Below are 24,801 nucleotides of genomic sequence, written 5' to 3' on the forward strand. Positions count from 1 at the left end.
ACTTACTCACTTAACAAAGGCTCATTAAAGGTAATTGTGAAAGAAGTATATTTACCTATTTCACTTTTTACCGAAATATGTCCATCATAGTGGTTGACAAGTTTTTTTGCGATCGAAAGTCCTAACCCGTTACCACCTTGTTGACGAGATCTTGATTTATCAACGCGATAAAAACGGTTGAATATATGTTCTTGATCTTCTAAAGGAATCCCAGTACCATAATCAGTTATTGTAATCATTAAACGATTATTAATCAGTTGCGTTTGAACATCTATTGTTTTATTAACTTGATCGTATTTAATAGCGTTATCTATGAAAATTAATAAAATTTGTTCTAGGTGAAACGCATTAATATTAATATATATAAAATCTTGATTGGTATTAAAAGAAAAGTGATAGTCTTTATGGATCTTTTGAAATGAATGAATTCTATTTTTAATTTCTTCATTTACATCTACTTTTTCAACCTGATTTTCCAATGCCTGGTTATCATTTTTTGTTAATAATAGAAGTTCTTCAATCAGTTTAATAATTCTATTCATTTCTTCGATAGATATCGTTAAAGATTCCTCTAACACTTCAGGATCTTTTTTACCCCATCTTTGAATTAAATTTAAGTGCCCTCTAATGATTTGAAGCGGTGTTCTTAATTCGTGAGACGCATCTTCAACAAATTGTTTTTGTTGGTTAAAAGAGTCTTCCAATTTAAGCATCATACTGTTGAAAGTATCAATCAAAGCATCTGTTTCTTCATAATTTGTCTGCACATGTAATTTTTCTTGGAAGCCGTCTCGACGAATTTGAGTCATTTTTTCTGTAATGATACTTAAAGGGCGCGTCACTTGGGATGAAAAGATGTAACTGATAATACCTGTAACAAATAATGCAATTAATCCAAAAATTAATGCGAGATATGTGATAAAGTTTAAAAGATCCTCATATACATCTAAGGAATGGACGATGATGGCATAACCATTAAAGTAATCAGTTTCGACTGGGCTGTAGACCACCACATAAGAATTTGTGTTCTCTCTAACAATTTTGATATTTCGAGAATGATATTTTTTAAACGGCGGAGTATATTCAATATCTGATGTATTAGAATTTTCAACGCGTTGTTGTCCACTTTTATCATATATTACCACTTTTTGGTAACTGTCTGTTACAGAGCTATATTCCACTGCATTAATGTTTTTTAAAGGTTTAGTATCGAGTAAGTTAATGACATCATCTACACTATTTTCAGCTTTCGTTAATTCGTTTTGTTTAAGTAAGCTACTGATGGCGTAAATAATGAGCAAGCAAAACACAAAGATAATTAAAAATGTAATTGTAGTAGTAACTAATGTCCATTTTGTTTTTAAAGTAGATTGCTTCATTGTCTAATCACGTAACCTACCCCACGAACTGTTTCAATGAGCGTATGTTTATTATATGGTTTTAATTTATTTCGAATATAGCGTATATATACATCCACAACATTTGTTTCTACTTCTGATTCATAACCCCAAACATGATCTAATATTTGCTCTCTTTGTAGTACATGATTTTTATTTTCAGCTAACAGGAGCAATAAATCGAATTCTGTTTTGGTTAGTTCTAATTTTTCATTATCACAAGTTACATTAAAGCCACTTTTATCTATTACAAGTCCGTTAATGTTAATCATATCATGTGATGAATTTCTTTCAGTTGAACGACGAATTCTAGCACGCATTCTCGCAAGTAATTCTTCTATTTCAAACGGTTTAACAATATAATCATCTGCACCGTAATCGAGTCCTGTGACTTTATCGTATATTTCACCTTTTGCAGTGATGATAATAATTGGTGTTTCTTTTTGTTTTCGAATCCTCTGGCAAACTTCTAACCCATCCATTTCAGGAAGCATTAAATCCAACAAAATAATATCGTAATCTTGTTGCAATGCCTTGTTTAATCCAGCTCGACCATCATATTGAATATCAACTTCATAATTTTCGTGTTTTAGTTCTAATTCGATGAAACGTGCTAAATTTTGTTCGTCTTCCACAACGAGTACTTTCACCATTTTGTGACCTCCATTTGACGAATATTTAATTTTTGTTATTTTTATTAGATTTTTAATTGACAATCATTCTCAATAAGGTATAATGTAATTGAAAATGATTATCAATCCCCCCTATACTACAGAATTATCAATTATAATCATTTTCAATTATCCCCTTTATATGCCCGTAAAGAAACTAAATTATAGTTGAGACATTCGTATTAATGTCTCAACTTTTTTTGGTTCATTCAAACTTAATCATACCATTATATTCTAAAGAATCCCTTCTCATTTAAGTAATAACTATTTGTTGACTACTCAATGAGAAGGGATTTACTGTCATGACTTTGTGCTCAATATTTTACAATTTAAGTGGTTTTCTAAGTATTAATTGTGTAAAGACGATACAAAATGCGCCACCAATAATACCTGCTAATATATCAGTTGGATAGTGTACCCCTAAATAAACACGAGATGATGAAATTAGTATTATAAAGAGGACACTTAATGCTATAACAAAGGATTTAGATTTCCCTTTTAAAATGCGATGACTAATGTAGATGAGACTACCGAAAAAAGCAGTTGATCCCATTGCATGACCGCTAGGAAAACTAAAACCACTAATATCAATTAGTCTTAATATTGTAGGACGCTCTCTATCGAATATATTTTTTAAAATTGGATTTGAGATTCCAGACAAAATCATTGTTAAGGCGAAAAATAATGCTTCAACCTTATATCGGTATAGTAAAAGTAACACTGCCACAATTAATGATAAAGTGATCATCATCCATACTTCACCGATTTGTGTAGCACCAAAGAAAATAGATGTAGTAATAAAACTTTCTGAGGAATAGATGAACTCATACACTTCTTTGTCTATCCATTTTCCTAAGCGTGATTCGTGAAAAAACGCAATAATAGAGAAGATTAATGTGAATACAACTAATAAAGAAATTCTTTTCCAATGACTCAAAATGACATCCTCCCTAGTTCAATGCATCACTTAAAATCTTGTTCAGCAATGTCACATTTGTATAGCTTTCTGTAAATGATGACATATTTTTTAAATACTGCTCTCGATTGTGATCTAATGCATCTAATGAATTCTTCAATGTATCAGCATTTAGTTCTGATTCATCTAACATAATAGCAAAACCTTGACTTTCGAAAAATTTCGCATTGTCAATTTGGTCTCCTCTTGATTGGTCTAACCCTAGAGGAATCAGTAACATAGGTATACGTAATGCTAAAAATTCATAGATGGCATTTGATCCTGAACGAGAAACTACGGTGTCTGTAATGGATAATAAATCTGTAAGTTCATCCGTGACAAATTCATACTGTACATAACCTGGTTGATCAATATCCTCATTTTTTAAGCCTTTACCAGTTAAATGAATGATTTGATAATCTTTTAGTAGTACATTTAAATTTTTACGTATGGCATCATTAATCTTGGCACTTCCCATACTACCACCCATTATCATTAGCACTTTGCGGTCGGAAGTAAAGCCAGTATGAGCATAGCCTTTTTCTGGTTGGCCATGTTTAAGATTTTCTCGAACAATTGGCCCGATAAAATCAGCTTTTGATTGAGGGACATATTTCAATGTATCTTCAAAGGTAGTATAAAGTTTTTTAGCAAATTTTAAAGCAATTTTGTTTGCTAAACCAGGTGTTAAGTCAGATTCATGAATAATGATCGGAATGTTTAAAGATTTAGCTGCAAGTACAACTGGTACTGATACAAACCCACCTTTTGAAAAGAGTAAATCCGGTTTTTCTTTTTTTAAGATTTTACGTGCATCCAATACACCCTTCATTACTTTAAAAATGTCCTTAATGTTATCAAATGAAATGTAGCGGCGTAATTTACCACTTGAAATCGTATGATAAGGTGTATTTGGCAATTGTGAAGTAATCATTTCGCGTTCGATGCCATTCTTGGAGCCAATATAAAAGGTTTGATGACCTTTATTTTGAGCTTCTGGAATGAGACTGAGGTTGACTGAAACATGACCTACAGTGCCTCCTCCAGTAAATGCAATTTTAACCATAGTAATCCTCTCGCTTCTTAATATAAAGTCTATTTAATCATTTACAGTTTATCAAAAAAGACTATGATGCGTCGTTAATTTTTTGAATGGTTTGTCGTAACATAGGGTCTTCTTTTGATGATTTTTTGATCAATTGTTCTGTAAATGTTTGATTTGTTTTAGCATCAAATTGGCCATTTGAAGTTAATTTGTGGTCTTTTTGAAACTCAGAGACGGCATTAGCTAGATTTTGATCATAGCTTGTATTAGTTGTTGAAATATCATAACCCAGTGCGCGTAAGCCTATTTTAATTGATTGAACGCTTTTATTCTTATCTCCCTCTTGTAAAGTCTTATCTTGAGGAATCGGTTTGATGTTTTCATAACTCGCACCTTCAGTTTTGACGTCAGGTTTTATGCCTTTTTTATGGATATCCTGATGTTTAGGTGTGAGCCATTTCATTTCTGTGAATTTGAGTAAAGAACCGTCACTAAACGAATGTGTGGTTTGAACGATTCCTTTACCAAAAGAAGTTTCACCGTATACTTTTGCAATGCCACTGTCTTTTAAAGCACCTGTAAAGACCTCTGAAGCACTTGCAGAGCCATCATTGATTAATATAGATACATCTAGTTGATCAATATTTTTTAGTGGTTCATTAGAAGTACGCACTTTTTCAGTTTTGTCACCTTTTTCTAATTGTACAACAACTTCATCTTTTTCCATAAAAATATTTGCCATTTTTACTGCTTCATCAAGCAGGCCGCCAGGGTTATTTCTTAAATCAAGAAGTATTTGATTAGCGCCTTGTTTCTGAGCTTTTTGAATACCCATTTTTAATTCTCCAGCTGTACCTTCTTGAAATTTATTGATTTTAAATACATCAATGTCATCAACTTTTTGATGCTCAACACTTTCCACATGTATAGTATCTCTTTTAATATCATACGTTTGGACTGCATCGTTACGTTTAATGGTTAAAGAAACAGTTGTCCCTTTTTTACCTCTTATTTTTGGAATAATATCACTGAGTTTTTTATCTTTAATCGATTGATTATCTATTTTAAGGACCTGATCATTAGATTTTAACCCTACTTTTTCAGCGGGAGAATCCTTTAATGGGGTTGAAATAAAAATGCCTTCATCTTTTTGTTCCATTTCAGCACCAATACCTACAAAATCCCCAGACATATCTTCGTTAAATGCCTCAGTTTCATCTTTACTTAAATATTCTGTGTATGGATCGTTTAAACTATCTGTCATTCCTTTGACAGCTTTTTCCATAAGGTCATCTTTATCTTGATTTTGATAATAATCATTGGCTATGAGTTGATAGATATTACTTAATTTATCTGCGTTATTATCAACTTCATCTTTTTTATGATTAGAGGTATATAAAAAGAATATACTACTCGTGACGAGTGCAGTAAGTATGAATGTAATAAGTATGCTAATCACAAGATGGTTTAATTTAACATATTGGGTGTGTTTCGTTTTAGAAGTACGACGTTCTTTCATTGAGCCACCACCTTTCTAAATAAATTTTGAAATCCAAGACTAAGGTGGCTAAGCAAGATTATATAATGTTATATATTGGCTTGTACAGTAGATGATATATTATGTAGAGGAAGACGGGGGCGAATAAACAACATGCGAACGCGTTGTGTCAACATTGATTAAACAAGTCACATCTCGTTTAAACTTAGCCCCACTTCTTCAAATGATTTAAATATAATCATATAAAAGTTCAATGATACAAAATATTAAAATTCAAGCCAATTTTGATAATCCTCGTAAAGATCATCAAAATAAGACATAGGTATAGTATATTGACCATGTGTCTCAATATGTTCGGATAATTCATTAAAATCTTGTGTATATTTTGGAAATGAGAGGTCTTCGTAAATAAGCTCTGCCAATTGACCTTTCTCATCATTTGAACCACGAACTGTTAGAGCATACTGATAAAAAGAAGCATCTTTCATTATGAGACAGTCACATCAATTACTTTTGTTTCACCTTTTGTCAGTGAAGTCTGTTCATTGAAATCAATAGATGATGTTTGGTCACTATTTGTTAAGATCACAGGAGAAACAATAGATTTCGCATTGTCAGTAACATAGTCCACATCAAATTGAACTAGTTCATCACCGACACTGACTCTATCGCCACTATTTACAAGAATGTCAAACCCTTCTCCATTTAATTGGACTGTGTCGATACCAATATGCACTAGTACTTCTAATCCGTTATCTGCTTTTAAACCAATCGCGTGTTTAGTTGGAAAAACGTTATCAACTACGCCTTCGATTGGCGAAACGACCATACCTTCAGAAGGTTCTATACCAAAGCCATCACCCATCATTTTTTGAGCAAATACTGGATCAGGAATATCTTCAATTTTTACAAATTCGCCTGACATTGGTGCGAAAACTTCAATATCCTTGCTAACTTGTTTATCTTTTCCAAATAATTTTTTAAACATAATAATCTCTCCCTATTTTTGATTAAAATACTTGATGACATCGCCGTAACCGAGCGCTTCTAATTTTTCATAAGGTATGAATTGGACGGCGGCAGAATTAATACAATAACGTAAGCCTCCACGTTCTTTTGGGCCATCATCAAAAACATGTCCTAAATGACTATTGCTATCTTCTGAGCGCACTTCTGTACGAAGCATACCTAATGATTTATCAGCTAATTCTATAATCTCTTTATCATCGATTGCTTTTGAAAAACTTGGCCAACCACAATCAGATTCAAACTTGTCTTCTGATGTAAATAAAGGTTTACCAGAAAGCTTATCTACATAAATGCCTTTTTCAAAGTGGTTCCAATACTCGTTATTAAATGGTGGTTCGGTACCATCTTGTTGTGTCACAAGATATTCTAAATCTGTTAAATCTTCTTTATTTTTTCGATACATTAATTCGTCCCCCAATGTTTGTCGATAAAGTCTTTTCGGCCTGACCCTTTTTGATATTGGGCATAATGCATTGGATGTTTTTTGTAATAATCTTGATGATAGGATTCAGCCAGATAGAAATTTTTGTAAGGTTCTATAGGTGTCACAATCGGTTTATCAAAAATATGTTGATTGTTTAAATCCGTAATCTTTTGTTCCGCGATTTCTTTTTGAGCGTCATTATGATAAAAAATGACTGGACGATAGCTTTCGCCTCGATCGAAAAATTGTCCTTCTTTATCAGTTGGATCAAATGTTTTGAAATAAATATCTAATATATCTTCATAGGAAATGAGTGATGGATCAAAATCGATTTGTACAGCTTCAACATGGCCTGTTGTATTCGTACAAACTTCTTCATAAGTTGGATTTTCGACATGACCTCCACTATATCCGGAAGTAACCGAGTTAATACCTTCGAATTGATCAAAAGGTTTAACCATACACCAAAAACAACCACCTGCTAAAGTTGCGTATGCCATAATATCGCCTCCATTTTAAATATGTGCGCTATTTTTAAGGACTACTAAACCGATCGCACCAACACCCGTATGTGATGAGATGATTGGCGTAGTATGACTCTTATCAAAATGCAAAATGTTAAATGTTTCGTCTAACTTGTCTTTAATTTTCTCGAGAAAGTTTAATGCATGCGCATGCGAAATACCTACTGATTCAATTTGTCCATCTGGCACAAAAGATTTAAGTTCGTTGACCATATATTTAATACAAGCCCCTTGTGTTCTGGCATTGTGTTGCATTTCTAAATGACCGTCAACTAATTCACCTATAGGCTTGATTTTAATTAAATTACCTATAATTCCTTTTGTTTTACTAATTCTACCACCTTTAACAAGTTGATCAAGTTGGCCGATCACTACAAACAATTTAATGTTTTTTTGTAATTTTTGAATTTTACTTACAATCTCTTCAGTTGTTAAGCCTGCCTCTATCCAATCTACTAGGTATTTTAATTGGTAACCTAAGCCATGAGAGATTGATTTAGAATCAATCACAGTGATTTTACCATTATTAATCATATGACTTGCTTGGACAGCTGTTTGATAAGTACCACTCAGACCAGATGATAAATGAATGCTTATAATTTCATAGCCTTGATCTGTTAATGCCTGATAAGTATCGATAAATTGTCCAATAGGTGGTTGACTTGTTTTTAAGTTTTTATCTTCTTTTTCTAGATATTGTATAAATGTTTCTGACGAAATATCAATTTGATCTTGATAGCTTTTGCCATCGATAGTCACACTTAGTGGAATAACTTGAATGTTATGTTCTTTGATAAATGTGCTATCTAAATCTGAAGTGGAATCCGTCACTATAATTTTTTGCATCTAAGTTGCTCCTTCGATTGTTATTTACGTACTAAATGTAAAAATGTATGCGGATATTTATTTTTTTCATCGACAGTACCTTCAACAGCCGACTCTACTTCCCAATCTTCGAAATCATATGGAGGGAAGAAAGTGTCTGCTTGAAACTTGTCTTCTATAACCGTGATATACATGTCATCTACTTTATCAATAAACATTTCAAACAGTGATTGACCACCAAAAATAAAGACATGGCCTTCGAGTTGATTAATATCCTCAACATTATGAATAACATCTACGCCGTCTGCTTTAAAATTTTGATCGCGTGTAAGTACGACATTTCTCCGGTTAGGTAGTGCTTTACCAATCGATTCAAATGTATTACGTCCCATAACAAGTGTATTACCCGTAGATAATTGCTTAACATGTTTTAAATCATTTGGTAAATACCAAGGTAATTGATTTTCAAAACCAATGCCTCTATTTTGATCATGAGCTACTAAAATAGATAATGTCATAATATAAAATCCTCCTTATTTATACTGCTATAGGTGCTTTAATCGGTGGATGGGATTGGTAGTTAACAATTTCCAAATCTTCATATTCTATATCAAAAATTGAGCGATCTGAATGAATGATTAAATTTGGTGGGTTAAAACTTGAACGTTTCAATTGTGTTTCTATCGCATTTAAATGATTACTATAAATATGAGCGTCGCCAATTGTATGAACGAATTCCCCAACTTCATAACCACATTCCCTAGCAACAAGATGCGTTAATAAGCTGTAACTCGCAATATTAAAAGGGACACCTAAAAAGATATCAGCACTGCGTTGATAAAGTTGACAGCTTAATTTTCCATCTGCAACATAAAATTGAAATAGTGTATGGCAAGGTGGTAAAGCCATCGAATCAATTTCAGCTGGGTTCCAAGCACTTACGATATGTCGTCTTGAATTTGGATTAATCTTGAGTTGCTCAATGACATTTTTAAGTTGATCAATATGTTCTCCATTGGCACCAATCCAATCTCGCCATTGTTTGCCGTACACATTACCTAGGTCGCCATATTTTTTCATAAACGATTCATCAGTTAAGATTTTAGATTTGAAAGTATCCATTTCTTGTTGATATATTTTTTTAAATTCTGGGTCTTGCTGAGCTCGATGGCCAAAATCGGTCATATCCGGGCCATTGTAATCCGGGCTATTTATATAATGTTCAAATGCCCATTCATTCCATATATTGTTGTTATATTCAAGTAAGTATTTAATATTTGTATCGCCACGGATAAACCAAATTAATTCTGTTGCAATCAGTTTAAAGGAGACCTTTTTGGTAGTAAGTAAAGGAAACCCTTTTGATAAATCGAAACGCATTTGATGTCCAAATTTTGATATCGTTCCTGTATTCGTTCGATCATTTCTTTGATGACCTACTTTTAGAATATCTTCACATAAGTCATGATATGTTGAGTCGAAAACGTTCATGACAATCACCTCTTTCTCTTAGTATATATCATAGTTGATTTATCATAAAATTTAAAACAAAAACAAAAAGCGAGAAAACGGGATGGTAATTCCTAAATCTCGTTTTCTCGCATAAGTCATGTATGGTTTTCCTTTAACCATTAACAGTGCGTATCAAAAGCATCTTTTAAATCCATAGCAATATCGTTAATATCGCGACCTTCAATATGTTCACGAGGCATAAAATGAACTAAATCCTTACCTTTAAATAGAGCAAATGATGGACTTGATGGTACTTGTTGAATAAATTCACGCATTTTTTCTGTAGCAGGTTTATCTTGTCCAGCAAACACTGTCACTTTATTTGAAGGTCTTTTTTCATTTTGTTCTGCAACAGCAACAGCAGCTGGGCGTGCTAATCCTGCAGCACAACCACAAGTAGAATTAATCACAACAAAAGTTGTCTCTTCATCACTGACTTGATCCATATAATTTGTAACAGCTTCTTCAGTTTCTAAACTTTCAAAACCATTATTAGTTAATTCACTACGCATTTGTGATGCGATTTCTTTCATATAAGCGTCATATGCATTCATTGTAAAATGTCTCCTTTATGATTGATTTCGATTAGCAATTTGTTTCCATACGGAACCAAGCGCTTCTTCTCCGTTTTCAATTCGTTCAATTGCCATTTGAATTTGTAATTTTACTTCATAAGCACTATCGTTCTGATGTTGTTTAAGTGCCTCAAGTTCTTCTGGTCCACCTTCATCAAAGATAAACATAGCAGCGCGCCAACGAACAATTTTTTGTGGATCATCTAAGGCTTTTGCCATTTCTGGCAACGCTTCTTTGTAACCTAAATCACTTAAGCAGTCTCCAGCAGTTCGTCTGACACCTGGACTTTTATCATGTAACCCTTTATAAAGATAAGGTAATGTTTCTTTATTTTCAATCATACCTAATAGCACAACGGCTTCACGACGAATTGGAACTTTTTCTTCATTTAAAGCATATTCTAACAATGGATAGTCTTCTTCAGTCGGTGTTGGAAATTGCTTTAACATACTTAATCGTTCTTTCCAATTGTCAGTGTCCTTATAAGTCGCTAACGTAACATGTTGGTAAGATTTTTGTGGTACTTCGACATGTGTTTCTTGTGCTTGTTGAATCAATGCTTCTAGTCGTTCGTCTGGATATAGGGCATTAATTTCATCGCGTACGTTTTCAAAAATCTCTTCTAATTCACCATATCTAATACCTAGATCTTCCCATTTTCTTAAGAAGATAATATTATCTTCTGGTTTTTGTGCTTTTGTAATTGCTTCAACAAAGCGATCCTCTAATTGTTCACGTGATTCTTCATTAGGTGTTGTTAATTTTACTTGATAAGGGATATGTTTGAATTCAAGTACTTCAACATGTACTTCACCAAAATGATTATCTTGAGTCGCTGTTGTTTCAGTTTCTGTATCATGATCAAAAATACGATTGATTTGTGGTAGTAGTTCTTCCCAATCGGCTTTTGATTTTTTATCTATTGAAATAAAATCCATGACGTGAAATATAGATTGGATACCTTCAATATTTAAAATTTGGTTGATAAAAGATGGATTATTATCTGAAACCTCTGTGTACGTTTGAGATGAAGTTCCTTCTCGTTTTGTTGATAATACAACTTTCATTGTATTGGGACTAGGTGTAGGTTCTATTTTCACAATCTCCATATAATATCCCCCTTTTAATGTTGTATTGATTATTGTAATTCATTACCTATTTGTTGAATTTGTTTGCCTATTGAGCATTCACTAATACAAAAATGATGAGCTTGTGTTTTACTTTTAGTTTTACGTAAATGATTTTTTATAAGACATTGCTTACAGTATTGATTCATCAGTTGATCGATTGTAGCAATGGCCTCTTTTTTTGAGTCTGTTAACACGCCCTCACCCTTCCATTGTTTATTTCGCAATACAAATATAATTCATCTTAACATGATTTATATTTTCGATGAAGTGTTTAACTCAATAGGTTCATTACCATTTTAAGGAGCCAATCGGTTAGAACTAGCATTCGGCAATTCAAAGTAATGATGTTGAATCGTATTATAAGATGAAATGTGATAACGGTATTGAAAATTTTAACATTATGCTTTATGATAATTGAGTTCTTTATCAAAGCGGTTTCTAAACACCCGCGTCATCAAAATTTAGGAGGAATTTAAATGTATAATGAACTATTAGGACTCGTTGCCTTTATCATTACATTTGTACTAATGGTAATGATGTTTCGATTTTTTGGTAAGGAAGGACTATTTGCATGGGTTGCAATAGGTACAATCATTGCAAATATTCAAGTACTTAAAACAGTTGATATTTTTATGATTTCAGCAACATTAGGGAATGTCATGTTTGCTTCTATTTATTTAGCAACTGATATACTTAACGATATTTACGGTCGAAAAACAGCTAAGAAAGCTGTTTGGATTGGTTTCTTTTCAACGATAGTCATGATTATCGTGATGCAAGTTTCGTTAATGTTTGAACCAAGTGAAGCGGACGTAGCACAGCAATCATTACAGTCTATTTTTGGCTTAGTACCTAGAATCGCATTAGCGTCTATCATTGCGTACATTATCGGTCAACATGTAGATGTTTTTATTTTTAACATGATTCGAAAAATGTTTAGTTCAGATCGTACTTTCTATTTAAGAGCCTATGGAAGTACTACACTAAGCTCAATTATCGATACAGCTTTATTTGTATTGATTGCTTTTTATGGCGGACCGTTACCAAATAGTGTTATTTTAGAAATATTCATTACGACTTACCTATTAAAACTACTTTCTACATTATTAAATGTACCTTTTGGATACTGGGCAAAGTCGATCTATCGAAAACATCAGTTGAATCATACAGAGGATCATGAATAATGGGATAAATGAAGTTTAATGAAAGGAATGAATAGTGTGGCGAAAATATTTTTTGATGCAGCTTCAAAGGGCAATCCTGGTGTAAGTACGTATGGTATTGCTATTGTTGAAGGAAATGAGCGTGCTACATTTACGGGTGTTTTAGGTGAAATGGACAACCATAGTGCAGAATGGGAAGCTTTAATCCTAGCATTAAAAGAAGCGCAAACATTAAATGTCGACAACGCATTAATTCATACAGACTCAAAATTAATAGAAACATCGGTGAATAATGAATATGTTAAAAATCCTAAGTTTAAACATTATTTATCGCAGTATTTTGCATTAGCTGATACATTTGCTTTATGTTTTATAAAATGGGTTCCTAGAAAGCAAAATAAAGAAGCTAATCATCTTGCACAAAGTACTCTATATAAAGCAACCAATGAAAAGTAATGTGGTATTCAATGATATAAAGATAATGAAAAAGCAGAAGGGATGACTGATGTACGGTCAGTCCCTTCTGCTTTTTTGTGCTATTAATTGTATTTAAAATTGAGTATAAAGTTTTTGAATGAATCGTTTAGAAACACCTAATTCATATTCGTCGCAAACATTAAAGACATGATTTAAATCATGTGTGTAACTCATATTTGATTGAACGTCTGTATAGTTTAAAGGAATATCACAATCAATCATAGCAAGTTGGTGTGATCGCTTTAATGATTCTAGGTCATTATCAATTTTTCGTTGTTGGCTTGGCGTGAGCTCATTTAAATGTTGGAGTACGCCATCAACTGTTTCATACTGTTGCAATAATTTTATAGCTGTTCGTTCCCCTATTCCTTTTACGCCATAATAGCCATCCGACGTATCGCCCATAAATGCCTTTACATCTACAAGTTGTCTAGGTTCTAAGCCATATTCCTCAATAAAGCGTTGTTCATTATAAATGTTATACTCTGAAAATCCTTTTTTGATTAAATAGATCGTTACGTTATGACTTGCACATTGGAGTAAGTCTCGATCTCCAGTCATTACGTAAATCATATTATTTGAATCTTTAGCAAAATGTTTTGCTAATGACCCTATGACATCATCAGCTTCATAATTTTGAACACCAATATTAAATAAATGAAGTGCTTCTGATACATTTTTAACTTGATCAAATTGAGGTATTAATTCTTCGGGTGGTGCAGTTCGATTTTGCTTGTAATTGGTATCAATTTCATTTCTAAAAGTGGTTGCCCCCATGTCCCAACACACAGCAATATGACTCGGTTGAATGAGATCGATGGCACTCATAATATGGCGCAGAAATCCTTGAGTGCCATTGGTAGGCGTCCCATTTGTATTTCTCATAAATTGTTTACTCACACTTGTTGCATAAAAGTGACGAAACAATAAAGCCATGCCATCAACAAGTAATATTTTATTATTCATTATGGATCTCCTCTTCGGTAATTTGATGAAGTTGAGGTAATACATCTTCTAATTGTACGATTAATTGATCATCTAATGTAAAATCTAAATGGTTAGAAATCTCTTTTTGTACATTTGTTTCTAATGCATTAAGTTGTTCCTCTGCTGACGTATTGAGATTATCACGTAATTGCATCAACTGTTGTTGGAATTTATCTAGAAGCGGTTGAATCAGTTCAATTGTTGTTTCTTTAATCGATTCATGTATTACTTTTTGATGTTTAGGTTGAATGATATGTTTTTGTGTTAAGGTCTTAGGAAGACGCTTCATAAAAGCCTCAATATCGAAAGCATCATTATCAATGTTATTCATTTTAACAGGTAAATTCAATTGAGATTGTGCAATAATATGATGTTCTTGTAACTGTTTTACAACAGGTATTAATTCAAACTCTATTTGTTTGTGGTAAAAATGTTTGATGCGTTCAACAATAAGAGATTGTTCAAGATATAACTTTTGTTGAATTTGATTTAAATAGTGTTGTGATGTGTGCCGTTTTTCACTTTGAAAATCTTTAGTTTGGGTCATTTGACTATTAAAATAAGATTTTATGTCGTCTAATAACTGTATATTTAATCTTTCATTAAAGTAATGTATTTGTTCATCAATTTCATTAGTGACTTTTTGTGATATCGATTGAATGATTTGGCGTATATTTAATATCCCTTTTTCAGAAAAACGTTCTAAAGCCTGTTTATTTTGTGCTAAAGCTTCTGCATTTTGTTTATAGTCATTAATCATAGTTTCATACGATACTTTAATATAGTTAAGTTGATGATTAATGTTGTTTTGGATGACTTCTTTAGATTCAATATCTTTAAAATGTTGAATACTTTGTTTTAAGGAGTCGATACCCTCGTCTTTACTTTGTAGTGCGTTACGACTTGAAACACCATATATCTCAGGTGTTAATTGAACATTTGCTAATTCATTTTTTACATAATTCATGACAGCCTCTTTATCTTCCGCTGTCTCGGCTAAATCAATAGCATTTACGACCATTTTAAATGTTTGTGCTTCTTTAAGTTGATTTAAATCTTTCATATGTTCGATGAATAATTTATCGTTATCGGTAAATGCATGGTTAAAATAACTCACGTATATAATTAAATCGGATGTTGTGAGTATTTTTTCGGTCTCATTTGTGTGACGTTGGTTATTTGAATGTAAGCCTAAAGAATCAATTAGTATAATATTTTTCAAAAACGGTATTGGTAATTCAAGGTGTACTGTATTTACAAAAGTAGCAAACTGATCTTCTGCGCTCCATTTTTGAACCTCTTCCTCAGGTATAGTGTGGTGAACGCCATTTTGTATATAGTCAGCATATAGTTGATAATTCTTTTCTACAGCTTCAAGAAATGCAATTTTATCTTTATCTACTTTTTCTTTAATTTTCGCTGTATCAAAATTTAAAAAAGCATCGATGGAATCGAACTGTTGTTGCGCTACTTGCGTGACATGATTGATTTCTTGTAATAATTGCTCAGGTGATTTAAATGTGATACTTGATTGATCACCATATGTCAATTCTGTTGTTGCTGCTGTGGTTGGATTAGGCGAGCTCGTTAGATAACGATCACCTAATAACGCATTTATCAAGCTACTTTTACCAGCACTAAAGGTACCAAATACACCTATTTTAATGGTTTGATGGTGCATTCGTTGCATCATATTATGAATGTTATCAATGGTGTTTTGAAACAATGGAATGTTTTTCAGAGCTGTTAATACTGCTTCAATCTCAGCTGTTGATGTAATAGCTGTTGAGTGCTGCTTAGTTTGAGTTGGTTGTTGTTCAACTTCATGCGCTTCCCCTTGTGTTGTCGGATGGTAATCAATTTGCTGACGATCGATTAAACGATCCAGTGAGTCATCCATATGAATATAATAATGTTGATAGTTTTCAGTCTCTAAAGATGTTTTTAATGATTGAAGCATTTCAAAACGTTGATATAATGTTGTGTCTTGGTCTGATGCCCCACTTTCTGAATCGGCATGCACATTATCTACTATTGTTTGATCTAACGGCTCAGATTCATTGAGAATAAATTGACGTATATTTTTCATTAAATCTTCTGAAAATGTAAGCACATATTGATTACTAATACTGACTTGAGTTTGATATAACTCTGTTACAAGCGAAGATGGCAATGACATCTGTTGATTTAAGATACGTTGGTTCGTTTCTTCGTCGTTAATATAGCGTGTAAGAAAAGATAGATCATTTTGCATTGGGTTAATGATTTCTTGATTGACACTATTTTGAAGCTCTGACATGAGCGATGCGAGTCTTTCGTCGCGCTCTAACTCTGTTTTCTTTTTCTTGTTGAACAATCCGCCTACTTTAAAATCTTTAGTCATACTTTCTAAATAATATCGAATATGTTCGCGCATAGAGTGCGTCATAATATAAGCGTTATTGATTATTTTTTTACGTTTTTGATTTAAAAACTGGCTGAGTGCGTTTGGATCATTGATGAGTTCAGATTCTTGATTGACTTCTTGGTTATGTTGATGACGTTGATATGACTCGTCAAATTCGTCAGCCTGAATATTTAACGTTTCTAAAATACTGTCCATCTCGTTCTCTAAGTAATTGGATTGTTCATTTTTAATGAGTTGAGACACGCGTGATACATAATCGCTAACGGTTTCACGATGTTGATCTTGATCATGTATAAAAGTTTGAAGTGCGTTATATTGGTTATGTGGATGATCATATTTAGTGATATAAAAGATATCTTCTACCTCAATGTCCCACTCTTTCAAAGACTGTTGAACTCTATTTTGAAAAGTCTCGAATGAGATTTCATCATCATTATGCTTATCGATTTGATTGATAATAAACACAACAGGAACATTAGCTTGATTCAGACGTCTCATAAATTTAAAGTTGAGTGATGATTGAACGTGATTGTAGTCAACAGTATAAAATACAAAATTACTCGTATATAAAAACATTTCAGTACTTAAACTATGATTTTTAACATTAGAGTCTACACCTGGAGTATCTTGAAAAGTAAGACCATGGTTGTAATGATCAGCTTTAAAATGAATATCAATGGATTCAACATTATAATTTTCTTTATTCATTTGTTTTACATCGTCATAATTTGATAAGATTGCGTATTGTTGGTTTTCTAAATTTGCTGTAATATGATCATCTTCAGCAACAGTAATTTGTACGGTATTACTTGTTGTTGGTACAGGCGAACTTGGTAAAATATCTTCTCCGAGTAGACGATTGATGACTGTAGACTTACCAGCAGAAAAATGCCCAATAAACGTTAAAGTAAATTGGTTAAGATATACTTTTTTAATCATTTCATTGATCATATTAACTAGCGAATAATGATGAGACTTTTCTACTTCTTTCTTTAATTTATATAAATAATCTAACTCCTGATGATTTTGCATAATTATATCCCCTCATATGTATTGTATTTCTTCATTGTATAATATTTAAAGAGAACGTAAAAGGCTATAAAGTGAGGCATAAATAAAAAACCTTATTTAAAAGCAGAAAGAAACGTAGACTGACATATTGAATAAAGTCTCCATTTCCTTTCTACAATTAAATAAAGTTAAATTATAACATCTTAGGCTGGCGTTTGATTTTAATTATTTGTGAGATAATATACATCAAAATACCAAACCAAATAAAACAAAACGTAATAAATTGATTTAAATTAAATGGCTCCTTGAAAACTAGAATGCCTAAAATAAAGATTAACGTTGGTCCTACATATTGAATAAAGCCCATAAGCGATAATGGGATACGAATAGCTCCCGCTGAAAATGCAAGAAGCGGTAAGACAGTTACAGCACCAGAAAATAGTAACCAAAATGACGAGAGGTTCCATCCTATGCTCAGTCCGTGGTTAAAATAAACATAGACCAAATAGATAAGTGCGATCGGTGCTGTGACAATTGTTTCGATAGTAATACTACTAATCGCATTTAATGGGACTAATTTTTTTAATAATCCATAAAACCCAAAAGAAAAAGCTAATAATAAGGCGATAAATGGAAATTCGCCAATTGTAATAGTCATGTAAAGCACGCCGATTAAAGCACATAAAATCGCAAACCATTCTAATTTGCTAAATCGTTCTTTAAAGAAAATCATTGAAAGTAATATACTAACAAGTGGGTTAATGTAATATCCTAAACTTGTTTGAAGCACGTAACCGGATTCGATCGCATAGATAAATGTTCCCCAATTAATGGTAATAATGTAGCCGGCCGCTATAATAATAAGTAGTTTAATGGGTTCTTGGATTAAGCCGTTGATATCATTAATGACATTTTGAGTTTGATTTAATGCTGGTACAATGATGACCATAAACACTAAAGATAAAATTATGCGAAACATCAGCGTTTCAAAGGCATCAATATCTTCAATAAGTGCCCAGTATATAGGTAGAATTCCCCATAATATATATGCAATAAATGCATATAAAATCCCCTTTTTAAATGAATGTTGTTGCACCTCATCTCCCCCTTGCAATTATTTATAATGATGGGTTTAGTGTTTAGCCCAATATTGATAATACGTCGTTTCAATAAAGCCATTAAATAATTTACGACGTTTCGTAGCTTGACGATTAATGAGATGTTCAAAGCCTGGATAACTAGTCATAATATACATAGATAGATTTGGATTCTGTTTTAGTAGAGTGCCTAAATAACGATACATTTCTTCAACTTCTTCACGCTGACCTATACGTTCCCCATATGGAGGATTACCGATTAAACCGATTGTCGAATCTGTATCGATACTTAATGTGTTTACATCTTTAACACTAAACTGAATGATATCGCCTACGCCAACTTCGTCAGCATTTCTTTGAGCGATCTCAACCATATCAGCATCAATGTCTGATGCGTAAATTTCAATCTCTTTATCATAATCAGCTTGCATATCTGCTTCTGCACGCAATTGATCGTATAAACCTTCAGGCATAAACTCCCATTTCTCTGATACGAAAGAACGATTAAACCCTGGTGCGATATTTTGAGCGATAAGACAAGCTTCAATTGCGATCGTACCAGAACCACAAAATGGATCAATGAGTGGTGAATCACCTTTCCAATTTGCTAATTTTACAAGGCTTGCTGCGAGTGTTTCTTTAATAGGTGCTTCCCCTTGTGCAAGACGATAGCCTCTTTTGTTTAATCCTGAACCAGAAGTGTCAATTGTAAGAAGCGCCTTATCTTTGAGGATATTAACTTCTATAGGATATGTTTCACCACTTTCATCAAGCCAACCTTTCACTTGATGTGCCTGCTTTAACTTTTCTACTATTGCTTTTTTAGTAATAGATTGCACATCGGGAACGCTATGTAATTTAGATTTTAAGCTACGTCCTTGAACTGGAAAAGCGCCGTTAGCAGGTATAAATAACTCCCAAGGTAAAGCTTTCACTTTTTCAAATAACTCATCAAAACTAAATGCTTTAAATTCACCGACAACTAATTTGACACGATCAGCTGTTCTTAACCACAAATTGGCTAAAGCAATCGCTTTTTCATCGCCTTCAAAATAAATTCTGCCATTTTCTACTTTTGTCTCATATCCTAAATCTTGTATTTCTTTTGCAACAATTGATTCGATTCCCATAGGACAAACTGCTAATAATTGGTACATTTTTAGCCTCCATCGTTGAAATTTAATGTATCATTTATTCAATAAAAGTGATTTACCTAATATGAAAGGCTGAGACGAAGTGTCTCAGCCTTAACTAGTGGTGATATTTCTATAAGCCATGTTCTGTTCCATTGTACTCTTAATGTGCACTAGTTACACTGGTACTCCGGTGGTAATCATCTGTCTAAAAAGTATTATGATACTTTTCCTCGTCTGTATGTTGAATTCCACCAGACAAGTGCTCCTACCTCATTTGGATTGCTCACTCGAGGGGTTTACCGCGTTCCACCTTTATTATTTCTAATAAAGCTACGTCACTGTGGCACTTTATAATTACTAATACCCTATCAAAAGACTTAGGTATATTCATTGCCGTCAATATATCAATATTGCCTTGACTTATGGTTTCATCAAGCACGATCACTACAATCATCTCAGATTGTGTGAGCATGGACTTTCCTCTATATTATCTATAGCGATTACCCAAAATATCACCTAAAAAATTATATCATTTTACATTATAAAAGCAATGTTTATTTGCCAAATACAGCTTTTTCTAAATTAGAAATACGTTTTAAAATATCCACGTTGTTATTGGATTGATTTGAATTTTGATTAGAGAAAGACTTAGAATCTTGTGGTCTACCTGCAGCAACTCTAATTCTCAAATCTTCAATTTCTTTTCTAAGTTTGTTGTTTTCTTCTGATAATTTGACTACTTCATTATTTAAATCAGCCATTTTTTGGTAATCGGCAATAATATCGTCTAAAAAAGCATCAACTTCTTCAGGACGGAAACCTCTAAACATTGTTTTTTCAAAATCTTTTTCATAAATATCTTTTGCTGATAACTTTAAAGAAACATCTGACATGTGTTCCACCTCATTTGATTTAGATTTCTTCTGACCACTGTAAATCATTGATAAAGCTTGTAATTTCGTCAAACGTCACAATATCACAAGTATAATTTGTTTTTTCGACAAAATCAACTAACAGCTGTTTGAAGAATTTCGGACTTGCTGGTTGTTCCTCATCATAAATTAAAACCGTCATATCCGTATTATTTAATATAAAACGATCTGTTTCTTTGAATTGAAATGGCCCTTCATAGGACGTTTGAAAAACACTATTACAGTAATCAGCTTGTTGAGTGATTTGTTGATATTTTAGTTGATTTTGTTCATTCCATTTTGAAGTATGATTTAAAAATGGAGAAATAATTGCTAATTTTAAGTCTGGATAAGTTGATTTTAATTCAATCACACACTCGGCAGCCCACAGTTCAATGCCTAGCTGTCCTTGTATAATCACCCATTCTAAACCTTCATCGATGTAACTTTCTATTTTTTGAGTGATAAACCGTTTTAAATAGTCTACTTCTGGTATATTTTCGTTAAAAATGTTGAGTTCGTATGATTTGTACCCTGTAATATAAAGTGAATGAATCATTTTAAATCCTTCCTAAAGTAAATCATTGAGATGATTGTATACTGTTTTTGACTGCTCAACAAAGATCTTTTTACTTGTTTTAGCATAGTGGCACGACACTGAAATTTCTTCTATAAGTGAAATAAGTTGTGAGAATTTAGTAGCTGTTTCGTAGGGTTGCTTCAAGATTGATGTTCGATGTTGTTTTAAAAGGTCTAGATGTTTATCAATCGTGTCAATAAATGGTTGTATATCCTCTTCAAAATTAAAAACTTTGCCTTCCCTCGCTTGTTGGTAGCGATGTTTTATCTTTGTTAAATCTTCTAATAATAAATGAATCATTTTGTCCATAATGTATCCCTGTTTCTATTTCTAATATAAATATCGTTATTCAAATTTTTTTAGATTTTAGTCAATGTTAACCTTTACGATTTAGGGTAACAGTTAAGTTGTATGTATGTTACAATTATAGCAGTTTATGGAAGATTTTAAACAATACCATTCATAAATGTGCTAATTTGGTAGAAGGTTAAACCACTATTGTTTTGGGAAATGGACTAATGGTGTTTTAACTTTATCCATAACATGGTGATGCCCGACTGCCAAATGCTAAAGGATTAAATCAAAACGTAGGTGTAAATATGAACTATCCAAATGGCAAACCTTATAAAATGAATCAGACGAATCAGACTCAAGGCGGAAGGAGAAACTCCCCTTTTTCGTCTAAAATAAAATACGGTGGCCGTGGTATGTCTTTAGAAAAAGATATTGAGCATGCTAATCGTTTTTATAGACGAAATGCGCGTGCAGTCATACACAAAAAACCTACGCCTGTTCAAATTGTACAGGTCGATTATCCTAAACGTAGTAAAGCTGTGATAAAGGAAGCCTATTTTAGAACGCCTTCTACAACTGATTATAACGGTGTTTATAAAGGAGTTTATGTTGATTTTGAAGCGAAAGAAACTAAGAATAAAACGTCTTTTCCTCTTCAAAACATACATGAACATCAAGTGGAACACATGGAACAAGTTGCGCAACAAGGTGGTTGTGTTTTTTTGATGTTACGTTTTGTTTCGCTTGATGAAGTCTATTTATTACCTTTTAAACACTTCACAAAATTTTGGAAACGGTATAATGACGACCAAAAAAAATCGATATCAGTTGAAGAAATTCGAGAAAATAGTTACTATATTCCTTATCAGTATCAACCAAGATTAGACTATCTAAAGGCAGTTGATAAGTTGATATTAGATGAAAGTGAGGACCGCGTATGACGGAAAAGAAAGGGACTTCGAATTCTGCAAAGAAGAAGCCTAAACAAAAGAAAAAACGCAACATAAAGCGCACGATCATTAAAGTCATAAGTTTTATTGTTTTAGCTTTTGTTATTTTGGCCCTACTCGGTATTTTGTTATTTGCTTATTACGCATGGAAAGCGCCAGCATTTAATGAGTCTAAATTACAAGATCCAAGTCCAGCCAAAATTTATGACAAAGATGATCAGCTCGTGAAGATGCTAGATAATGGTGCCAGACGAGAACACGTTAACTTAGATGAAGTACCTGATACAATGAAAGATGCCGTATTAGCTACAGAAGATAATCGCTTTTACGACCATGGTGCTTTAGACTATAAACGTTTATTCGGAGCTGTACTGAAAAACGTAACAGGTGGCTTTGGCTCTCAAGGTGCCTCTACGTTAACACAACAAGTTGTTAAGCGTACGTTCTTAACTGACCAAAAATCAATTGAACGTAAAGCGCAAGAAGCTTATTTATCATATCGATTAGAACAAGAGTATTCTAAAGATGAAATATTTGAGATGTATTTAAACAAAATCTACTACTCAGATGGTGTTTATGGTGTTAAGGCAGCTGCTAAATACTACTTCGATAAAGATCTTAAAGATTTAAATTTAGCTGAATCAGCCTATTTAGCCGGATTACCTCAAGTACCGAATACTTATAATGTGTATGATCATCCTGAAGAAGCTGAAAAACGTAAAGATACAGTGCTTTACTTAATGAATTATCATAATCGGATTACAGATGCTGAAATGAAAGAAGCACAAGATACGCCGATTACGACAAACTTAGTAGATCGTACTGCTGACGAACGAGAAGTAAAACCTGATGACAGCACAGCGCAATATGATTCATATGTCAACTTTGTTAAACAAGAATTAATGAACAACCCAGAATTTGAAAACAAAAACTTAGCTGACGTATTAAATAGTGGTATCAAAATCTATACAAACATGGATAAAGATGCTCAAGATACACTTCAAAATAGAATAGACAATGGTAGCTATTATAAGAATGATGATCAACTTGTTGGTTCAACAATTGTTGATAGTGAATCTGGTGGCTTAGCAGCGATTTCAGGTGGCCGTAATTATAAAGACGTCGTTGAACGTAACCAGGCTACAGATGCCCACCCTACCGGATCAACTTTAAAACCATTCTTAGCTTATGGTCCAGCTATTGATAATTTACAATGGGCAACTAACCATTCTATTCAAGACGAAGAATCATATTCAATTGATGGCGCAGTTTTCCGAAACTATGACCAAGAAAGTCATGGTACAGTAACAATTTATGATGCCTTACGACAAAGTTTTAACATTCCAGCTTTAAAAACTTGGCAACAAGTTAAAGAACAAGCAGGCAATAATGCACCAACAGATTTTGCAGCAAAAGTTGGTCTAGATTACGAAAACACTGATATTGGTCCTTCAGAAGTATTAGGTGGTTCATCATCTGAATTCTCACCTACACAATTAGCATCAGCCTATGCATCATTTGCTAATGGAGGAACTTACAACAATGCTCACTCTATTAGAAAAGTTGTTGAGCAAAATGGCAATACAGTGGAATTTGAACACACTAGTCGTAAAGCGATGAATGATTATACTGCATACATGATTACGAAGATTTTAGAAGGTACATTTGATGCCTATGGTTCTGCGTATGGTAATGATGTCTCAGGTGCAAACGTAGCAGCCAAAACAGGTACAGGTACGTATGGTGCTGAAACATATCAACAATATAGTTTACCTGACTCTGCAGCGAAAGACGTATGGATTGCTGGTTACTCCCCTAAATACACAATGTCAGTATGGATGGGCTTTAGCCAAGTTAAAGAATACGGTGAAAACTCATTCGTTGGAAGCTCAGAACAAAAATTACCACAGTACTTATTTAAAGATGTAATGACTGATATCAACGCTGGTGATGGTTCTGACTTTACACGCCCTGATTCAGTTGGCGGTAGTGATAAGAGTCTTTATGTTTCACAAGCACCTGATAATAATACAACAAGCAACTTTACTGAATCTAGCAACGGTAGTAATTCAGGTAGCAACAACGATGATGATTCAAACGGTAATAACTCAAATGACAATAATGCTAACGGTTCTAATAATAATCAATCCGATAATAATCAACAAAGTAATGGATTCTTTAGTAACTTATTCAATCGTTAGT

At 33.1% G+C, this 24,801-nt stretch carries 26 protein-coding genes and 1 other RNA gene; 4 read left to right on the forward strand and 23 right to left on the reverse strand.

The features are described from left to right. Positions 1–2: 2 nt before the first annotated feature. From ACEE93_RS04105 to ACEE93_RS04175, 15 genes are all read right to left on the reverse strand, one after another. The gene (locus ACEE93_RS04105) at positions 3–1,379 is read right to left on the reverse strand and encodes a HAMP domain-containing sensor histidine kinase (RefSeq protein ID WP_449155981.1); all 1,377 of its coding nucleotides are present in this window, start codon (positions 1,377–1,379) and stop codon (positions 3–5) included. Then, on the reverse strand, positions 1,376–2,050 hold the full coding sequence (locus ACEE93_RS04110; protein WP_449155980.1) for a response regulator transcription factor: 675 nt from the start codon (positions 2,048–2,050) through the stop codon (positions 1,376–1,378). Before ACEE93_RS04110 ends, ACEE93_RS04105 begins: the two co-directional genes overlap by 4 nt. A gap of 340 nt (positions 2,051–2,390) precedes the next feature. Continuing rightward, positions 2,391–3,005, reverse strand: coding sequence for a phosphatase PAP2 family protein (locus tag ACEE93_RS04115; protein ID WP_449155979.1), 615 nt, complete (start codon positions 3,003–3,005; stop codon positions 2,391–2,393). A 13-nt stretch (positions 3,006–3,018) separates the two neighbouring features. After that, positions 3,019–4,089: an undecaprenyldiphospho-muramoylpentapeptide beta-N-acetylglucosaminyltransferase gene (locus ACEE93_RS04120; RefSeq protein ID WP_449155978.1), complete on the reverse strand. Its 1,071-nt coding sequence runs from the start codon at positions 4,087–4,089 to the stop codon at positions 3,019–3,021. A gap of 61 nt (positions 4,090–4,150) precedes the next feature. Next, positions 4,151–5,587, reverse strand: coding sequence for a S41 family peptidase (locus ACEE93_RS04125; protein WP_449155977.1), 1,437 nt, complete (start codon positions 5,585–5,587; stop codon positions 4,151–4,153). A gap of 245 nt (positions 5,588–5,832) precedes the next feature. Next, the gene (locus ACEE93_RS04130; RefSeq protein WP_449155976.1) at positions 5,833–6,054 is read right to left on the reverse strand and encodes a YozE family protein; all 222 of its coding nucleotides are present in this window, start codon (positions 6,052–6,054) and stop codon (positions 5,833–5,835) included. Beyond that, the gene (locus ACEE93_RS04135; RefSeq protein WP_449155975.1) at positions 6,054–6,554 is read right to left on the reverse strand and encodes a PTS sugar transporter subunit IIA; all 501 of its coding nucleotides are present in this window, start codon (positions 6,552–6,554) and stop codon (positions 6,054–6,056) included. The genes ACEE93_RS04130 and ACEE93_RS04135 overlap by 1 nt, the downstream gene beginning before the upstream one ends. Before the next feature lie 12 nt (positions 6,555–6,566). Continuing rightward, positions 6,567–6,998 (reverse strand): peptide-methionine (R)-S-oxide reductase MsrB, encoded by a 432-nt coding sequence (gene msrB / locus ACEE93_RS04140; protein ID WP_449155974.1) that lies wholly within the window; start codon positions 6,996–6,998, stop codon positions 6,567–6,569. Continuing rightward, positions 6,998–7,519 carry a peptide-methionine (S)-S-oxide reductase MsrA gene (msrA, locus tag ACEE93_RS04145; RefSeq protein WP_449155973.1) on the reverse strand — a complete coding sequence of 174 codons (522 nt, stop codon included), beginning with the start codon at positions 7,517–7,519 and terminating at the stop codon, positions 6,998–7,000. The genes msrB and msrA overlap by 1 nt, the downstream gene beginning before the upstream one ends. A 15-nt stretch (positions 7,520–7,534) precedes the next feature. Continuing rightward, on the reverse strand, positions 7,535–8,389 hold the full coding sequence (locus tag ACEE93_RS04150; RefSeq protein ID WP_449155972.1) for a DegV family protein: 855 nt from the start codon (positions 8,387–8,389) through the stop codon (positions 7,535–7,537). Between the two features lie 20 nt (positions 8,390–8,409). After that, complete coding sequence (locus tag ACEE93_RS04155; protein ID WP_449155971.1) at positions 8,410–8,886, reverse strand: dihydrofolate reductase; 477 nt, start codon at positions 8,884–8,886, stop codon at positions 8,410–8,412. Between the two features lie 19 nt (positions 8,887–8,905). Beyond that, positions 8,906–9,859, reverse strand: coding sequence for a thymidylate synthase (locus ACEE93_RS04160; protein WP_449155970.1), 954 nt, complete (start codon positions 9,857–9,859; stop codon positions 8,906–8,908). A gap of 140 nt (positions 9,860–9,999) precedes the next feature. Next, entirely contained in the window at positions 10,000–10,434 is a 435-nt protein-coding gene (brxA, locus tag ACEE93_RS04165) for a bacilliredoxin BrxA (protein WP_449155969.1), read from the reverse strand. A gap of 15 nt (positions 10,435–10,449) precedes the next feature. Next, a complete protein-coding gene (locus ACEE93_RS04170; RefSeq protein ID WP_449155968.1) occupies positions 10,450–11,565 on the reverse strand; it encodes a virulence factor in 1,116 nt (371 codons plus the stop codon). A 29-nt stretch (positions 11,566–11,594) separates the two neighbouring features. Then, positions 11,595–11,780: a zinc-finger domain-containing protein gene (locus tag ACEE93_RS04175; RefSeq protein ID WP_449155967.1), complete on the reverse strand. Its 186-nt coding sequence runs from the start codon at positions 11,778–11,780 to the stop codon at positions 11,595–11,597. 282 nt (positions 11,781–12,062) lie between these two features. Here ACEE93_RS04175 and ACEE93_RS04180 point away from each other — a divergent pair, with 282 nt between their 5' ends. Beyond that, entirely contained in the window at positions 12,063–12,770 is a 708-nt protein-coding gene (locus ACEE93_RS04180) for a queuosine precursor transporter (protein ID WP_449155966.1), read from the forward strand. Between the two features lie 36 nt (positions 12,771–12,806). Further along, positions 12,807–13,205: a ribonuclease HI family protein gene (locus ACEE93_RS04185; RefSeq protein WP_449155965.1), complete on the forward strand. Its 399-nt coding sequence runs from the start codon at positions 12,807–12,809 to the stop codon at positions 13,203–13,205. A 93-nt stretch (positions 13,206–13,298) separates the two neighbouring features. On the opposite strand, the gene ACEE93_RS04190 is transcribed toward ACEE93_RS04185, so the two are convergent. The 8 genes from ACEE93_RS04190 to ACEE93_RS04225 all read right to left on the reverse strand — a co-directional run bounded on the left by ACEE93_RS04190 (position 13,299) and on the right by ACEE93_RS04225 (position 21,664). After that, positions 13,299–14,192, reverse strand: a complete 894-nt coding sequence (locus ACEE93_RS04190) for a 5'-3' exonuclease (protein WP_449155964.1) — start codon at positions 14,190–14,192, stop codon at positions 13,299–13,301. Beyond that, positions 14,185–17,652, reverse strand: coding sequence for a dynamin family protein (locus ACEE93_RS04195; RefSeq protein WP_449155963.1), 3,468 nt, complete (start codon positions 17,650–17,652; stop codon positions 14,185–14,187). Before ACEE93_RS04195 ends, ACEE93_RS04190 begins: the two co-directional genes overlap by 8 nt. 172 nt (positions 17,653–17,824) lie before the next feature. Continuing rightward, entirely contained in the window at positions 17,825–18,727 is a 903-nt protein-coding gene (rarD, locus tag ACEE93_RS04200; protein ID WP_449155962.1) for an EamA family transporter RarD, read from the reverse strand. A 36-nt stretch (positions 18,728–18,763) separates the two neighbouring features. Continuing rightward, entirely contained in the window at positions 18,764–19,885 is a 1,122-nt protein-coding gene (locus ACEE93_RS04205) for a THUMP domain-containing class I SAM-dependent RNA methyltransferase (RefSeq protein WP_449155961.1), read from the reverse strand. Between the two features lie 107 nt (positions 19,886–19,992). Further along, positions 19,993–20,376: RNase P RNA component class B (rnpB, locus tag ACEE93_RS04210), an RNA gene on the reverse strand. Positions 20,377–20,418: 42 nt separating this feature from the next. Then, the gene (gene gpsB / locus ACEE93_RS04215; RefSeq protein ID WP_449155960.1) at positions 20,419–20,757 is read right to left on the reverse strand and encodes a cell division regulator GpsB; all 339 of its coding nucleotides are present in this window, start codon (positions 20,755–20,757) and stop codon (positions 20,419–20,421) included. A 19-nt stretch (positions 20,758–20,776) separates the two neighbouring features. Next, positions 20,777–21,334, reverse strand: coding sequence for a DUF1273 domain-containing protein (locus ACEE93_RS04220; protein ID WP_449155959.1), 558 nt, complete (start codon positions 21,332–21,334; stop codon positions 20,777–20,779). 12 nt (positions 21,335–21,346) lie between these two features. Then, a complete protein-coding gene (locus ACEE93_RS04225) occupies positions 21,347–21,664 on the reverse strand; it encodes a DUF1798 family protein (RefSeq protein WP_449155958.1) in 318 nt (105 codons plus the stop codon). Between the two features lie 290 nt (positions 21,665–21,954). Between ACEE93_RS04225 and recU the strand changes: the two genes are divergently transcribed. Both recU and ACEE93_RS04235 read left to right on the forward strand, forming a co-directional pair. Continuing rightward, entirely contained in the window at positions 21,955–22,590 is a 636-nt protein-coding gene (gene recU, locus ACEE93_RS04230; protein ID WP_449155957.1) for a Holliday junction resolvase RecU, read from the forward strand. Continuing rightward, positions 22,587–24,800 carry a transglycosylase domain-containing protein gene (locus ACEE93_RS04235; RefSeq protein ID WP_449155956.1) on the forward strand — a complete coding sequence of 738 codons (2,214 nt, stop codon included), beginning with the start codon at positions 22,587–22,589 and terminating at the stop codon, positions 24,798–24,800. Before recU ends, ACEE93_RS04235 begins: the two co-directional genes overlap by 4 nt. Position 24,801 lies beyond the last annotated feature (1 nt).

This window comes from Staphylococcus sp. 11262D007BW (assembly GCF_053547815.1).

Coding starts and splice junctions, on each gene's coding strand:
- brxA (WP_449155969.1), bottom strand. CDS start 10,434: ATGAATGCATATGACGCTTATATGAAAGAAATCGCATCACAAATGCGT.
- ACEE93_RS04150 (WP_449155972.1), bottom strand. CDS start 8,389: ATGCAAAAAATTATAGTGACGGATTCCACTTCAGATTTAGATAGCACA.
- msrA (WP_449155973.1), bottom strand. CDS start 7,519: ATGGCATACGCAACTTTAGCAGGTGGTTGTTTTTGGTGTATGGTTAAA.
- ACEE93_RS04205 (WP_449155961.1), bottom strand. CDS start 19,885: ATGTACCAATTATTAGCAGTTTGTCCTATGGGAATCGAATCAATTGTT.
- ACEE93_RS04110 (WP_449155980.1), bottom strand. CDS start 2,050: ATGGTGAAAGTACTCGTTGTGGAAGACGAACAAAATTTAGCACGTTTC.
- gpsB (WP_449155960.1), bottom strand. CDS start 20,757: ATGTCAGATGTTTCTTTAAAGTTATCAGCAAAAGATATTTATGAAAAA.
- ACEE93_RS04120 (WP_449155978.1), bottom strand. CDS start 4,089: ATGGTTAAAATTGCATTTACTGGAGGAGGCACTGTAGGTCATGTTTCA.
- ACEE93_RS04125 (WP_449155977.1), bottom strand. CDS start 5,587: ATGAAAGAACGTCGTACTTCTAAAACGAAACACACCCAATATGTTAAA.
- msrB (WP_449155974.1), bottom strand. CDS start 6,998: ATGTATCGAAAAAATAAAGAAGATTTAACAGATTTAGAATATCTTGTG.
- ACEE93_RS04160 (WP_449155970.1), bottom strand. CDS start 9,859: ATGAACGTTTTCGACTCAACATATCATGACTTATGTGAAGATATTCTA.
- ACEE93_RS04220 (WP_449155959.1), bottom strand. CDS start 21,334: ATGATTCATTCACTTTATATTACAGGGTACAAATCATACGAACTCAAC.
- ACEE93_RS04195 (WP_449155963.1), bottom strand. CDS start 17,652: ATGCAAAATCATCAGGAGTTAGATTATTTATATAAATTAAAGAAAGAA.
- ACEE93_RS04225 (WP_449155958.1), bottom strand. CDS start 21,664: ATGGACAAAATGATTCATTTATTATTAGAAGATTTAACAAAGATAAAA.
- ACEE93_RS04155 (WP_449155971.1), bottom strand. CDS start 8,886: ATGACATTATCTATTTTAGTAGCTCATGATCAAAATAGAGGCATTGGT.
- ACEE93_RS04135 (WP_449155975.1), bottom strand. CDS start 6,554: ATGTTTAAAAAATTATTTGGAAAAGATAAACAAGTTAGCAAGGATATT.
- ACEE93_RS04170 (WP_449155968.1), bottom strand. CDS start 11,565: ATGGAGATTGTGAAAATAGAACCTACACCTAGTCCCAATACAATGAAA.
- ACEE93_RS04130 (WP_449155976.1), bottom strand. CDS start 6,054: ATGAAAGATGCTTCTTTTTATCAGTATGCTCTAACAGTTCGTGGTTCA.
- recU (WP_449155957.1), top strand. CDS start 21,955: ATGAACTATCCAAATGGCAAACCTTATAAAATGAATCAGACGAATCAG.
- ACEE93_RS04190 (WP_449155964.1), bottom strand. CDS start 14,192: ATGAATAATAAAATATTACTTGTTGATGGCATGGCTTTATTGTTTCGT.
- ACEE93_RS04180 (WP_449155966.1), top strand. CDS start 12,063: ATGTATAATGAACTATTAGGACTCGTTGCCTTTATCATTACATTTGTA.
- ACEE93_RS04105 (WP_449155981.1), bottom strand. CDS start 1,379: ATGAAGCAATCTACTTTAAAAACAAAATGGACATTAGTTACTACTACA.
- ACEE93_RS04235 (WP_449155956.1), top strand. CDS start 22,587: ATGACGGAAAAGAAAGGGACTTCGAATTCTGCAAAGAAGAAGCCTAAA.